Origin of the sequence: Amycolatopsis sp. cmx-11-32 (assembly GCF_047608695.1) — a bacterium.
Classification (GTDB): domain Bacteria; phylum Actinomycetota; class Actinomycetes; order Mycobacteriales; family Pseudonocardiaceae; genus Amycolatopsis.
Window position 1 is genome coordinate 135,733 of record NZ_JADNQN010000014.1, and the last position, 16,095, is coordinate 151,827.

Annotated in this window: 2 protein-coding genes; both read left to right on the forward strand. The window is 70.3% G+C overall.

The window, feature by feature from the left end; genetic code table 11:
* Window positions 1-10 precede the first annotated feature (10 nt).
* Window positions 11-14,854, forward strand: coding sequence for a non-ribosomal peptide synthase/polyketide synthase (locus ACM6LR_RS32710; protein WP_414945172.1), 14,844 nt, complete (start codon window positions 11-13; stop codon window positions 14,852-14,854).
* Entirely contained in the window at window positions 14,851-16,092 is a 1,242-nt protein-coding gene (locus tag ACM6LR_RS32715) for an MFS transporter (RefSeq protein WP_414941777.1), read from the forward strand. The genes ACM6LR_RS32710 and ACM6LR_RS32715 overlap by 4 nt, the downstream gene beginning before the upstream one ends.
* Window positions 16,093-16,095: the final 3 nt, after the last annotated feature.

Consider the following 16,095-nt stretch of genomic DNA (forward strand, 5'->3'; position numbering starts at 1 on the left):
GGACATCGCCATGACCTCGTCCCGACAGGACCGCATCGCGGCACTGCCCGCCCACCTGCGGGAGGCGCTGCGAGCGCGGATGGCGGGAACGGCCGCACCGGCGCCGGAGATCCCGGCCGCCGCCGACCGTTCCCGCCCGATCTCGCTCTCACCCGCCCAGCGACGGCTGTGGTTCCTCAGCAGGCTGCGCCCGGACGACTCCGAGTACAACAGCGCGTTCGCCCTGCGCCTGACCGGATCGCTCGACCACGCCGCGCTGGCCACCGCGCTCCGCCTGCTGGTCGCCCGGCACGAACCGTTGCGCACGACCTTCGACGAGGTCGACGGCGAAGGCGTCCAACTCGTCCAGCCGCCGTACGACGTCGCGTTGCCCGTCGTGGACGTCTCGTCCGAAGATCTCGAAGACGTCCTGCGTGCCGAGTACACGCGGCCGTTCGACCTGCGCCGCGGCCCGCTGCTGCGCGCGACCCTGGTGCGGCTCGCCGAGAACGAGCACGTGCTGCTGGTGTGCGTGCACCACATCGCCACCGACGGTGCGTCGATGGGCGTGCTGACCGAGGAACTCGGCCTGCTGTACCGCGACGGCGAACACGCGGCGCTGCCGCCGCAGCCGGTGCAGTACGCGGATTTCGCCGTCTGGCAAGGAAGCCGGTCGCCGCGCGGTGCCGGTCTGGACTTCTGGAAAGAGCAGCTCGCCGACGTCTCCCCGCTCGAGCTGCCCACCGACCGGCCGCGGCCCGCCGTCCGGAGCACCGCGGGCGCGGTGCGGGAATTCGCCGTCCCCACGGGGGTGTCCAAGCGGCTGGCGGAGCTGGCCCGGGAGTCGGAGACCACGCTGTTCACCGTGCTGCTCAGTGCCTGCCAGGCGCTGTTCGCCCGCTACACCGGGCAAGAGGACATCGCGCTCGGCACCGTCGTGCGGGGCCGCGAACGACCGGAACTCGAACGCGTCGTCGGTTTCTTCGTCAACACCGTCGTCCTGCGCACGGCCGTGGACTCTTCAGCGTCCTTCACCGAGCACCTGACCCACACGAAGCGAACCGTCCTGGACGCCTTCGGCCATGACGACGTGCCGTTCGACGCGGTGGTCGACGCCGTGCAGGCCGGCCGCGACCCGGGCCGCAACCCGGGCCGCAACCCGCTGTTCGACGTCATGGTGCTGCTGCATTCGAGCACCGGTACCGGCCTGGAGTTCCCGGGACTGACCGCCGAACCGGCGGACGTCGCGCGGGACGCGGCGAACTTCGACCTGTCCGTGGAGTTCGAGGAGTCCGATGGCGAGCTGGCCGGACTTTTCGAGTACAGCACCGAACTTTTCGACGCCGCCACGATCGAGAAGATCGTCGGGCATCTGCTGCGGCTGCTGGCGGGGATCGCCGCCGGACCCGGCCGCCGGATCGCCGACCTGCCGCTGACCGACGACGCCGAAGAGCGCCGTCTGCTCGACTGGGGGAGTAGCGAGCTGGAAGTACCCGCGGCGACGATCGTCGATCTCCTGGACCACCAGGCGGGCACCCGGCCGGACGCGACCGCGCTGGTGTGCGGCGACGTCCGGCTGACCTTCGCCGAACTCGCCGCCCGCACCGACGCCCTCGCCGGAGAGCTGGCCGCTCGCGGCGCCGGTCCGGACCGGGTCGTCGCGGTGGTGCTGCCGCGTTCGGCGGACGCGATCGTCGCGTTGTTCGCCGTGCTCAAGGCGGGTGCCGTCCATCTGTCGATCGACCAGGGCCTGCCGCCGGAGCGGATCCGGGTGCTGCTGGACGACACCCGGCCGGTGGTCGTGCTCGACGAAACCTTCGACGGCACCACCGGTGGGCCGAGACCGGCCGCGCCTCGGCTTTCCGACGCCGCGTACGTCATCCACACCTCGGGCTCGACTGGCACGCCGAAGGGCGTCGTCGTCGAGCACGCGGCCCTGGTCAACCTGCTGGCCAACCACCGCGCCGTGTTCGGCCGTGACCCCCTGCGTGTCGCGTTGACCGCGACGCTGTCGTTCGACACCTCGTGGGAAGGCCCGCTGCTGCTCGCCGACGGCCACGAGCTGCATGTCATCACCGAGGAAACCCGTCTCGATCCGGCCGGGCTGATCCGCTACGTCCGGGACGCGCGTGTCGACTTCCTCGACGTGACGCCGTCCTACCTGCGGCAGCTGCTGCCGGCCGGGCTGCTCGACGGCGACCACCGGCCGCGGTTCCTGATGGTCGGCGGCGAGGCCCTCGACGAGGATCTCTGGCGCGAACTCGCCGCGTCCGACACTGCTGCCCACAACTACTACGGGCCCACCGAGTCCACTGTGGACGCCACGAGCGCGCCGGTGGCGGGCGAGCGGCCCGTGATCGGCAGGCCGCTCGGGAACGTGACCGCCTACGTCCTCGACGAGTGGTCGCGGCTCGTCCCGGCCGGCGTGCCGGGTGAGCTGTGCCTTTCCGGCGCACAACTCGCCCGCGGGTACCTCGGCAGGCCCGGCCTGACCGCCGACCGGTTCACCGCGGATCCGTTCGGCCCGCCGGGAACCCGGCTCTACCGCACGGGCGACCGCGCCCGCTGGACCGCGGACGGGCAGCTGGAACACCTCGGCCGGGTCGACGAGCAGGTCAAGGTCCGTGGCTTCCGGATCGAACCGGGCGAGGTCGAGGCCGTGCTGCGTGCGCAACCGGACGTCACCGACGCCGCGGTGGACGCGCGCGACGGCCGCCTGGTCGCCTACGTCGTCGGCGACGCCGATCCTGTCCGGCTTCGGACCGCGTTGACCGGAATCCTGCCCGGCCACCTCGTGCCCTCGGCGTTCGTCGCCCTCGACCGGTTCCCGCTGACCCGGCACGGCAAGCTGGACCGGCGGGCCCTGCCCGATCCGGAGCACACCACTTCCACCCCGTACGTCGCTCCCCGTGACGAACGCGAGCGGCTGGTGACCGATATCTGGTCCGAGGTCCTCGGCGTCGAGCGGGTCGGCACCGACGACAACTTCTTCGACCTCGGCGGGGACTCCCTGCTCGGGATCCGGGTTCTCGCCCGGTTGCGGGACGCACTGGGCGCCGAAGTGCCCGCGCGGCTGGTGTTCACTGCGCCCACCCCGGCGCGGCTCGCCGCGCAACTGCCGTCCGCCAGGGCGTCCCGGACGACGATCCCGCTGCTGCCCCGCGACGGGGGCCGCTTCGAAGCGCCGCTGTCCTTCGCCCAGCAACGGCTGTGGTTCCTCGACGAATTCGAACCGGGCAGCACCGAATACGTGTCGCCGACCGCGCTGCGGCTGCGCGGCGAGCTGGACTTCGGCGCGCTCGACCGCGCGCTGACCGCGTTGGTCGCCCGGCACGAGTCCCTGCGCACCACATTCGCGACCGTCGACGGACGCGGCGTCCAGGTGATCCATCCGCCGTACACCGTCGACGTCCCCGTCTCCGACGGCGACCTGGACACCGCGCTCGCCGCCGCGACCGGCCCCGTCGACCTGCACGCCGGCCCGTTGCTGCGGGCGGCGCTCACCCGGCTCGCCCCCGGTGACCACGTGCTCACCCTCGTGCTGCACCACATCGTCACCGACGGCTGGTCCTCGGGCGTGCTGCTGGGCGAACTGGCCGCTTGCTACACCGCGTTCGCCCGCGGTGAGGAACCGCACCTTCCGCCGCTTTCGGCGCAGTACGCCGATTACGCCGTCTGGCAGCGGGAACGCCTGCAGGGCACCGAGTTCGACGCTCAGCTCAGCTACTGGCGCCACCGGCTCGACGGGATTCCGGCGCTGGAGCTGCCCACCGACCGGCCTCGTCCGGCCGTCCGGACCAAGAACGGCGCCCTGCACGAATTCAGCGTGCCCGCCGGGACCACGGCGCGGCTCAAGGAGCTGTCCCGTCGTCAGGGTGGCACCCTGTTCATGACCCTGCTCGCCGCCTCCAAGCTGGTGTTCGCGCGGTGGTCGGGGCAGGACGACATCGCCGTCGGTACTGTGGTTTCCGGCCGTGAGCGCACCGATCTCGAAGGTCTGATCGGCTTCTTCGTCAATACGCTCGTCCTGCGGTCCACAGTGGACTTGAAGCGCGGATTCGACACTTTCCTGGACGACGTGCGCGATACCGTCCTGGACGCCTTCGCTCACCAGGATGTGCCTTTCGACCGCGTCGTCGACGACCTCCAGCCCGAACGCGACACCAGCCGGACCCCGTTGTGCCAGGTCCTGGTCGTCCTGCACAACACGCCGGACGCCCGCCCGTCGATGTCCGGAGTGGACGTCGAGGAGCTGGCGCCGCCGGTCGTGACCGCCGGTCTCGACCTCACGATCCACTTCCAGGAGACCGCCGGACGGCTCGACGCGCTGGTCAACTACAACACCGATCTGTTCGACGCCACCACGATCGAACGGCTGACCGGCTGGCTGAGCCTGCTGCTCGACGGCATCGCGACGGCTCCGGAGCGGCCGCTCGGACGGCTGCCGTGGATCAGCCCCGCCGACCACGACCGGGTCCTGCTGGAGTGGAACGGCAAGGCGGCCGCCGAACCGGCGCCCGCCCTGCACGAACTCTTCGCCGCACAGGTGGCGCGCACCCCGGACGCCGTCGCTGTGACGAGTGGGAACACCGAGCTGACCTACGACGAACTGGACCGGCGCGCCAATCGCCTCGCCCACCGGTTGATCGCCGAAGGAGCCGGTCCGGAGCGGCTGGTGGCGCTCCGGCTGCCGCGCACGGCGGACCTCGTCGTCGCGGTACTCGGGGTGCTGAAAACGGGTGCGGCGTACCTCCCGATCGACCCGGCCTACCCGGCCGCGCGGATCGAGGCGACGCTGGCGGACGCTAGCCCGGTCTGCGTCGTCGACTCCGTCGAGGCCGAGGAATGGCCGGAGACGGCTCCGGCGGTGAAGGTCGAGGCGGACAACACCGCCTACGTCATCTACACCTCCGGCTCCACCGGTGTGCCCAAGGGCGTGCTGGTCCCGCACGCGAACGTGACCCGGCTGTTCTCCTCGACCGACGCCTGGTTCGGCTTCGGCGACCAGGACGTTTGGACGCTGTTCCACTCCTACGCGTTCGACTTCTCGGTCTGGGAACTGTGGGGAGCGCTGCTGCACGGCGGCAGGCTCGTCGTCGTGCCGCAGGACACGGTCCGCGAGCCGGAAGACTTCCTGGCACTGCTGGCCGAGCAGCGGGTGACGGTCCTCAACCAGACACCGTCGGCGTTCTACCGGCTGAGCGCGCTGTCCTCGCCACCGTTGAGTCTTCGGTACGTGATCTTCGGCGGCGAAGCGCTGGATCCCGCGCGGCTGGCGGAGTGGTACCGGCGGCATCCGGACGGACCGCGGCTGGTCAACATGTACGGCATCACCGAAACCACGGTGCACGTGACCTACCGGGCGCTGGAAGCAGGCGGATCCGGCGCGGTCGGCGTGCCGATCCCGGATCTGCGGACCTACGTGCTCGACGCGGATTTAGCACCGGTGCCGCCCGGTGTCACCGGCGAGCTGTACGTCGCGGGCGCGGGGCTGGCCCGCGGTTACCTCGATCGCCCCGGCCTGACTGCCTCGCGTTTCCTCGCAGATCCCTTCGGTGCTCCCGGAACCCGCATGTACCGCACCGGCGACCTGCTGCGCTGGACCGCCGACGGTGAGCTGGACTACCGCGGCCGGGCCGACCACCAGGTCAAGATCCGCGGGTTCCGGATCGAACCCGGCGAGATCGAAGCCGCTTTGATCGCCCATCCCGACGTCGACGCGGCCGCCGTCGTCGCGCACGGCACCGGGGACGCCCGCCGTCTCGTCGCCTATCTGACCGGTGCCGTGCCGGGGACCATCGCGTTGCGAGAGTTCCTCGGCCGCTCGCTGCCCGCGCAGATGGTGCCCGCGGTGTTCGTCCCGCTGGAGCGGTTGCCGCTCAACGCCAACGGCAAACTCGATCACCGGGCGCTGCCGGAGCCGGGCGCGCGGACCGAGAACCGCTACGTGGCCCCGCGCACCGAAGCCGAGACCGTACTGGCCGCGGTGTGGTCAGGAGTGCTGGGCGTCGACCGGGTCGGCGTCGAGGACAACTTCTTCGGCCTCGGGGGAGACTCGATCCTCAGCATCCAGGTCGTCGCCGCGGCCCGGCAGGCGGGGCTGGCCTTGACGTCCAAGGACCTGTTCCGCAATCAGACCATCGCCGAACTCGCCACCGTCGCCCAGCCTGACGCGCCTGTCGCGCCGGTCGAGGACAAGGGCGGGCCTGCCCCGCTCGGCCCGATCCAGTCCTGGCTGTTCGAGCACCTTGACGAGCCATGGCGGCTCACCATGTCCGTGCACGTCGTACTGTCCTCAGTGGACGTACCGAGGCTGATCGCCGCGCTGGGCCGGGTCGCCGGGAGGCACGACGCGCTTCGCCTGCGCTTCTCCCGCAAGGACCACGGCTGGGTGCAGGAAGCCGCGCCGGTCGAGTCGGCCGACCTCCTCCGTCAGGTCGATCTGTCCGAAGTGGACGATGTGGCCGCGGCGATGCACGCCGAGGCGGTGCGGGCACAGATCTCGCTCGACATCGTCACCGGGCCGCTCTGGCGCGCGGTACTGTTCACCTTCCGCGGTCGGGCGCCGCAGCTGTTCCTCACCGCGCACCATCTCGTCATGGACGGGGTGTCGTGGCGCATTCTGCTGGCCGACCTCGAACGCGCCTATCTCGGCGAAGAGCTGGAACCAGTGCGAACTTCTTTCACCTCTTGGGCTCGTTCGCTGGACGAGCACGTGAAAATGGGACGCCTCGACAAGGAAGTCCCGTACTGGGAAACTTCTTTTCGCGGTGCGCGAACGGACATTCCGGTTGATCGTTCGGGCCGAAACGCCGCGAAATCGGAGCGCGGCGTCTCGGTGTCACTTGGCCGGGCCGAGACCGCCGCGCTCCTTCGCGACGTTCCCGACGCGTACCGGACCGAGGTCAACGACGTCCTGGTGAGCGCGCTGGGCCGAGTGCTGTCCCAGTGGACGGGCCGGCCGAGGGTCGTGCTGGCCATGGAAGGCCACGGCCGCGAAGAACTCGCCGGGCCACTCGACCTTTCACGGACGATCGGCTGGTTCACCGCCCAATACCCGCTCGCGCTGACCCTGCCCGAAGGTGGGTGGGGCGAGGTGCTCAAAAGTGTCAAGGAACAGTTGCGCGCGGTTCCGAACAAAGGTGCCGGATTCGAGGCTTTGCGTTACTTGAGCCCCCCGGAAGCGCCGGTTTCCGCCTTGCGTACGGCAGTCGCACCGCAGATTTCGTTCAATTACCACGGCCGCTGGGATGTGGGTGCCACCGCTGAAGGATGGTTCAAAGGACGAGGCGAAAGCATCGGACAAGACATCTCTCCCGAAAGTGTCCGCCCGTATCTGCTCGATGTCATCGGCGTCGTCGAAGGCGGGGAATTGCATCTCACCTGGCAGTACTCGGATGAAATGCATGAGGAAAGCACGGTTCGAGCGCTCGCCGATGCCATGCGCGACGCCTTGCGTGGCATCGTCGCCCATTGCGCCGAGACCGGCGGGCGTACGCCGTCGGACTTCCCGCTGGCCCGGCTCGGCCAGGCAGACGTCGACCGCCTCGCCGGGGACGGCCGCGACGTAGAGGACATCTACCCGCTCACGCCGTTGCAGACGGGCATGCTGTTCCACAGCCTGGTGGACACCGGCTCGAACGCCTATTTCGACCAGTTCCGGCTTCACCTGGCCGGAGTGAGCCATCCGGAGGCACTCGCCGAGGCATGGCAACGCGTCGTGGACCGCACGCCCATCCTGCGCAGCAGCACCGCGTGGGAAGGCATGGACATTCCGGTCCAGCGCGTGCACCGCGAGGTCCGGGTCCCGGTCGGGCAGCACGACTGGCGTGGGCTCACGCCGGAGGATCAGCGGCGGGCACTGAACGAGTTGCTGGCGGACGACGTCGCGGCAGGGATGGATCTGACCGCGCCGCCGCTGATGCGCCTCGCGATCGCCCGGGTCGCCGACAGTGAGGTCCAGCTGGTGTGGACCTCGCATCACGTCCTGCTCGACGGCTGGAGCACGGCGCAGGTCTTCGGCGAGGTGTGCGAGCAGTACGCGGCCATCGTCGAAGGCCGGGCCGCGCGGCTGGTTCCCCGCCGTCCGTTCCGCGACTACCTGGCCTGGCTCGACGTCCAGGACCACGCCGAGGCGATCGACCACTGGCGGACGGTGCTGGACGGTTTCACCACGCCGACCCCGCTGCCCTACGACCGGCGGCCCCAAGAGGCCCACCGCGCCGAATCCGCGGGAGCGGTCCTGGTCGAACTGACCCCGGAGGAGTCCTCCCGGTTGCACGAGATGGCGAAGGCCGCCGCGCTGACGGTGAACTCCATCGTGCAAGGCGCCTGGGCGTTGCTGCTCTCGCGCTACAGCGGGGAAACCGACGTGTTGTTCGGCGCCACCGTGTCCGGCCGCCCGGAGGGAATGCCGGGTGTCGAGGCGATGATCGGCATGTTCATCAACACCGTCCCCGCCAGGGTGGAGATCCACGGGCGGGAGTCCGTCGTCGACTGGCTGCGTGAACTCCAGGCGGCACAGGCCGACGCCCGCCGGTACGACTTCCTCGCCCTGTCCGAACTGCAGTCGCTGACGGCCGTGCCCGCCGGTACGGCGCTGTTCGACACCGTGGTGGTCTTCGAGAACTACCCGATCGAAGACAGCGGGCAGGCGGAGGTGCGCGTGCTCGACGTCGATTCGCTGGACACGACGAATTTTCCGCTGAACCTCACCGCGTATCTGCATGACAAGCTCGGTCTCGAGTTGTCGTACGACCCGCGGTTGTTCGACGCGGCCACGGTCCGCCGTCTGGGGGGCCAGCTCGCCGGCTTCGTCCGTGCCATCACCGCCGACCCGCGGTGCCAGCTCGACGCGCTGTCCCCGCTGACCCCCGGCGAACGGCACGACCTGTTGGCCTCGGGCAGCGGTCCGGTGATCGACGTACCGCCGGGCACGGTCCTGGACGTCTTCGAAGAGACGGTCGCCCGTCTGCCGCACGAGACCGCGCTGGTCTTCCGCGACACGATTCTCGATTTCGCCGAGGTCGATGCCCGCGCCACGCGGCTGGCGCGGGAGCTGACCGCACGCGGTGCGGGGCCGGAAGAGGTGGTGGCCGTCGCGCTGCCCCGCTCGGCCGAAGCCGTCATCGCGATCCTCGCGATCTTCAAGGCGGGGGCGGTGTATCTGCCGATCGATCCGGAACTTCCGCAGGAGCGCAAGCAGTTCCTCCTGGACGACGCTCGACCGGTGGTGGTGCTCGGCGAACCGGGGCACGCTCCCGAGACGTCCGAAGGGCGACGGGCGAGCGTGGACAACGCCGCCTATGTCATCTACACCTCGGGTTCGACGGGAACGCCGAAGGGCGTCGTCATCGAGCACCGTGGCCTGATGAACATGCTCGCCGCGCACCGCCACGGCTTTCTCGGTCAGGAGCGCAGGCGGATCGCGCTCACCGCCTCGTTCTCCTTCGACACGTCATGGGAAGGGGTGCTGGCGTTGATCGACGGCCATGAGTTGCACGTGCTCGACGACGAGACACGGCTCGATCCCCGTGCCGCCGTCGGCTACCTCCGTGACCACCGGATCGACCTGCTCGACCTGACCCCGACCTACCTCCGGCAGCTGATGGACGCCGGTCTGCTGACCGGCGAACACCGCCCCGGCAGCGTGATGGTAGGCGGCGAGGCGCTCGATGAGCGGCTGTGGCGTGAGCTGGTGGACTCCGGTGTCACCTCGTACAACTACTACGGCCCCACCGAGGTGACCGTCGATGCCGTCCACACCCCGGTGACGGGGGAGCGCCCCCTGATCGGCCGTCCGCTGGCCAACCTGCGAGCGTACGTCTTGGACGCGGCCGGATCACCGGTTCCCACCGGAATGCCGGGAGAGCTGTGCCTCGCCGGTGTCCAGCTCGCCCGCGGCTACCTCGGCCGTTCCGGGCTGACCGCGGACCGGTTCGTCGCCGATCCCTTCGGCCCGCCGGGCACTCGCATGTACCGCACCGGTGACCGGGTGCGCTGGACCGCCGACGGTCAGATCGACTACCTCGGCCGGGTCGACGACCAGGTGAAGATCCGCGGGTTCCGGGTCGAACCCGGGGAGGTGGAAGCCTTGCTGCGGCAGCATCCCGCGGTCACCGACACCACGGTCGCCGCCAGGGACGGGCGGCTCGTCGCCTACGTCGTCGGCGACATCCAGAGACTGAGGGACTGGCTGCGGGATCGCCTGCCGGACCATCTCGTCCCGACGGCGTTCGTCGCGCTCGACGCGCTTCCCTTGACCCGTAACGGCAAGGTCGACCGGCGGGCGCTGCCCGCGCCCGGCAGGGACACCGCCGTCGAGTACGTGGCGCCGCGGACCGCGACCGAACGCCGTCTCGCGGGGATCTGGGCCGAGGTGCTGAAGATCGACCAGGTCGGGGTCACGGACAGCTTCTTCGAGCTCGGCGGGGACTCGATCCTCAGCATGCGGATCACGTCTCGAGTGCGTGCCGAGCTGGGTGTCGACATCTCGCCACGCGCGCTGTTCACCACGCCGATGCTCGGCCGGTTCGCCGCCGCGTTGCCGGACCAGCGGGCCGAGACGCCGCAAATTCCCGCTGTGGCACGAGATGGTGCTCTTCCGTTGTCGTTCGCCCAGCAGCGGCTGTGGTTCCTGGACGAGTTCGAGCCGGGCGGTACCGAATACCTGTCGCCCACGGCGCTGCGGCTCCGCGGCGAACTCGATCTCGACGCCCTGAACCAGGCGCTCGACACCCTGGTCGCCCGGCACGAATCGCTGCGCACGACCTTCGACGCCGTCGACGGTCGCGGCGTCCAGTTCGTGCACGAGCCCTACCACGTCGGCCTCCCGGTCGAGCTTTTCGACGAGGACACGCTGGCGCGCGAGGCGTCGCGGCCGTTCGACCTGCGCACCGGCCCGCTCCTGCGGGCCCGGCTGTTCCGGCGCACGTCCGACGAGCACGTCCTGTTGCTCGTGCTGCACCACATCGTCACCGACGGCTGGTCCTCGGGCGTGCTGGCCGCCGAACTCGACGACTGCTACACCGCCTTCGCCCGCGGTGAGGAACCGCGGCTGCCCGCGCTTCCGGTGCAGTACGCGGACTTCGCGACCTGGCAGCGCGAACAGCTCGACGGCCCCGAACTCGCCGGTGAGCTGGACTACTGGCGCGACCGGCTCGCCGGGCTCGAACCGCTCGAACTGCCAACCGACCGGCCCCGGCCCGCGGTGCGCACGACGGAAGGGGAATGGCTCGGCTTCGACGTCCCCGCGGACGTCACCGCGAAACTCCGGGAATTGGCCAAGGGGCAGGACGGCACGCTGTTCATGACCTTGGTCGCGGCCTGCCAGGTGTTGCTGGCAGGCTGGACGGGCCAGGAAGACGTCGCCGTGGGCACCGTGACGGCCGGCCGGGACCGCGCCGAACTGCAGCGTCTCGTCGGGTTCTTCGTCAACACCCTGGCCCTGCGGTCCACAGTGGACAAGCGGCGGTCGTTCCGGGAGATCCTGGCGCAGGTGCGGGAAGTGGTACTCGACGCGTTCGCCAACCAGGACGTTCCATTCGAACGCGTGGTGGACGCGGTGCAGCCGGTCCGCGACCCGAGCCGGACCCCGCTGTTCCAGGCCATGGTGGTCCTGCAGAACGTCGACGACGGGTCCGGCACCGGCACGCTGGTAGCGGGAGAGGAGCCGCTGCCCGCAGGGTCGGCGAACTTCGACCTGCTCGTGCAGTTCGAAGAGGACGGCGACGGGCTGAACGGGGCGATCAACTACAGCACCGGGCTGTTCGACACGGAGACGATCGAGCGCCTGATCGCGCGGCTGCGGACGCTGTTGAGCACGCTCGCCGCCGAGCCGGACAGCCCGATGGCCGCCTTGCCGATGCTGCCTTCGGACGAACTCGAGCAACTGCGGGATTGGAACGACACCGCACGCCACATCACGGCCGCTTCACTGGCCGAACTGGTCGAGGCGCAGGCGCGCCGGACACCCAAGGCACCCGCGCTGCTGTCCGACGACGGCTCGATCACCTTCGCGGGGCTGAACGCACGGGCGAACCGGCTGGCCCGACTGCTCACCGAGCGAGGTGCCGGGCCCGAACGGATCGTCGCGGTCCTCCTGCCGCGTTCGGTGGCGCTCGTGGTCACCGAACTGGCCGTGGCGAAGACCGGGGCCGCGTTCCTGCCCGTGGACCCCGGCTATCCGGCCGAGCGCGTGGAGTTCATGCTGCGTGACGCCGACCCGGTTCTGGTGGTGGACACCGAACTCGACGCTTCGGGGTACTCCGACACCGATCTGGGCGTGCCGGTGGACCCGGCTCAGCCCGCGTATGTGATCTACACGTCCGGCTCGACCGGGCGGCCCAAGGGCGTCGTCGTGTCCCACACCGGACTGGCCTCGTTTTCCGCCGCCGAAATCGAACACTGTGAGGTGCGCGCCGGAGATCGTGTCCTGGCGTTCAGCTCGCCCAGTTTCGACGCGTCGATCCTGGAGCTGTGCCTGTCCCTGCCCGCCGGCGCCACGCTCGTCGTGCCGCCCGAGGGACCGCTGCTCGGCGCTCCGCTCGCCGATGTCCTGCGGCGGCACCGGGTCACCCACGCGCTGATCCCGCCGGTCGCGCTGGCGACCGTGCCGGAGGCGCGTCTGCCGGACTTCCGGACCGTGATCGTCGGCGGCGACACCTGTCCCGCCGCGGTGGTGGAACGGTGGGCGCCCGGCAGGCGGATGATCAACGCGTACGGGCCCACGGAGGCCACCGTCGTCACCTCGTGGAGTGAACCGCTGAGCCCTGGTGGCACCCCGCCGATCGGCACGCCGATCCCGAACACCGAGGTGCACGTCCTGGACACCGCGCTGCGGCCGGTTCCGATCGGGACGACCGGCGAGCTGTTCGTCGCCGGCGCCGGGCTGGCCCGCGGCTACCTGAAACGGCCGGGCCTCACCGCCGACCGGTTCGTCGTGAACCCCTTCGGCGCGGCGGGAACCCGGATGTACCGGACCGGCGATCTGGTCCGGTGGACGGCCTCGGGCGCGCTGGAGTTCGTGGGCCGCGTGGACGAGCAGGTCAAGGTCCGCGGGTTCCGGGTGGAGCTCGGCGAGATCGAGACGGCGTTGCGGCGACACCCGTCGGTGCGCGACGCCGTCGTGGTCGCCCGCGAGATCGGCGGGCACAAACGGCTCGTCGCCTACGTCGTCGGCGAACCGGCGGACCTGCGCGCCTTCCTCGGCGAAACGCTGCCGGACTACCTTGTGCCGTCGATCTTCGTACCGCTGGCGGCGGTGCCGACGACTCCCAACGGCAAGGTGAACCGCGCGGCGCTCCCGGCCCCGGATCCGTCCTTGACGCAGACCGCGAGCTACGTGGAACCGCGCACCGAAACGGAATCGTCGCTGGCGAAACTCTGGGCCGAGGTCCTCGGCCTGGACCGGGTCGGTGCCACGGACAACTTCTTCGACCTCGGCGGTGACTCGATCCTGAGCATCCAGGTCGTCCACCGCGCCCGCCAGGCCGGGCTGGCGATGCGGTCGAAGGACCTGTTCACCCACCAGACGGTCGCCGAACTCGCGACGGTGGTGAAGCAGGCCGACACCGCGGTCGTGGACCGCGAGGTCGTCGTCGGCGACGTGCCGCTGACGCCGATCCAGCACTGGTTCCTCGCCTCGGAGCCCGCCAATCCGGCGCACTTCAACCAATCCGTGCTCGTCGAACTGGGCGGAGGAGTGGAGGAGGAGGCGCTGCGGCAGGCACTCGACGCCGTCGTCGCCCAGCACGACGCCCTGCGCCTGCGGTTCGAGCGGACCTCCGACGGCTGGACGCAGTACAACGAGCCGGTCGAGCCGAAGTCCGTGCTGAAGAAGGTGCCCGCCGCCGATCTGGAGGCCGAGGCCGAAAGCGCGCAGGCGGACTTCGACCTCACCCGGCCGCCGCATCTGCGCGCACTGCTGACAGAACCGGCCGAAGGGGACAATCCACAACTGTTCCTCGCCGCGCATCACCTGGTCGTCGACGCGGTGTCGTGGAGCATCCTGCTCGAAGACCTCGAAAACGCGTACCGGCAGATCGAGGCGGGGGAGAAGGCCGACCTCGGGACCAAGACGACGTCCTTCCGCGACTGGGCGCACCGGCTGCGCGAGTTCGTCGAAGGCGGTGAGCTGGACGGCGAACACGAGCACTGGGCACGCGAACTGCCCGGTCGCACGATCCCGCGCGACCGGACCGACGCGCCGCCGTCCCCACCCGAAGTGGTCAATGTCGAGATCGACGAACGGGACACCGACGCCCTGCTGCACCGGGCACCCGGCGCCTATCGCACCCGGATCAACGATGTCCTGCTGACCGCGCTCGCCAGGGCGCTCACCCGGTGGACCGGCCAGCGGGCCGTCGCCGTCGACCTGGAAGGCCATGGGCGCGAGGAGATCCTCGACGACGTCGACCTCTCTCGCACGGTCGGCTGGTTCACCACCCTGTTCCCGGTCGGGCTCACGGTCGATCCTTCCGTCGGCTGGCGTGATCTCGTCAAAGCGGTCAGGAAACAGCTGCGAGCCTTGCCCGGCAACGGTTTCGGTTACGGTGCCCTGCGCTACTTCCGGTTCCCGGACCTCCGCGACGCGGCGCCGGAGGTCGCGTTCAACTATCTGGGCCAGGGCGATCACGCCGGTGAGGGCAGCGGGCTCTACCGGCGTGCCCTCGCGCCGGTCGGCCGGGAGCAGGATCCCGCGAACCGCCCGCCGCATGTGCTCGAAGTGGTCGGCGGAGTGCGGGACGGCAAGCTGGAGTTCTCCTGGTACTACCAGCCGCACCTGAACACCCAGGCCACGGTCGCGGCGGTGGCCGCGGACTTCGCCGACGCCCTGCGGGCCATCGCGGCCGACTGCCGGGGAGACGACGCGTGAGCCGGCTGGGAAAGAACCGTGACTATCGGCTCCTGTGGACCGGGCAGGTCGTCTCCGAAGCCGGGTTCAGCACCACCATGATCGCCTTTCCTCTGGTGGTACTGGCGATCACCGGATCCGCCGCGCAGTCGGGCCTCGTCGTCGGCGCGGTGGCGATCGCCCAGCTGGTCACCGGTCTGCCAGCCGGAGCGCTCGTGGACCGCTGGCCCCGTAAGCGGATCATGCTCGGCTGTGAGGCCGTGCAAGCGATCGCGGCCGCCGGGCTCGTCCTCGCACTGTGGTGGGGGAAGGCCGGAGTCGGGCTCCTGGTCGTCGTCGCCGTGGTGATGGGAGTGTGCCGGGCACTGTTCGAACCGGCGGAGGAGGCGAGCCTGCCCCGCCTGGTGCCGAGCGAACAAGTCCCGGCCGCCGTCGCGCTGAACGCGGCGAGGACCAGCGCCGGGCAGCTGTCCGGCACCGCGCTCGGCGGCTTCCTGTTCGCGCTCGGCCGGTTCGTCCCGTTCGTCTTCGACGTCTTCACGCATCTCTTCGCGTTCGTGGCGCTGCTGTTCGTCCGGATCCCGGACCGGGTCACCGCGACCGCCCGGCCACCGGCGCATCTGGGCCGGGAAATCGTCGAAGGAGTGCGGTGGGTGTGGGGGCAGCCCCGGCTGCGCGTCACGACGTTCTGCGTGATCAGCCTGAACCTGTTCTTCTCGGCCTACTACCTGGTGATCATCGTGCTGGCCAACGACCGCGGCATGCCCTCCGGCGAGATCGGGGTGATGGCGGCGATGCTCGGTGCGGGCGGCATTCTCGGCGCCTTGGCCGCACCGTACCTGCACCGCAAGATCAGCCCGTACCTGCTGATCACCGGGGTGTTCTGGGCGCTGACCGTCCTGACCCCGCTCGCGATCTTCGTGCACAACGGCTACCTCATGGGGCTGCTGTTCGCCGCGATCGCCTTTCTCCCACCGGCGGCGAACACCGCCATCGGCACCTACCAGTTGCTGAACACCCCCGACGAACTGCGCGGCAGGCTGGGGGGAGTGCTGGGCGTGACCGGCGGCCTGGCCGCCGCGCTCGGCCCGGCGTTCGGCGGCTGGCTCGTCGAGGTGTTTCCCGGCCCGCCCGCGGTGCTCGTCTGTGCGGGCGCCATCGCGGTGATCACCGTGGTGACCGCCGTCAATCCCACCCTGCGCGGCTTTCCCGCCGCGTCCGAACCAGCCGAAGTGACCGCCGCAACCAACACCGAATAACCG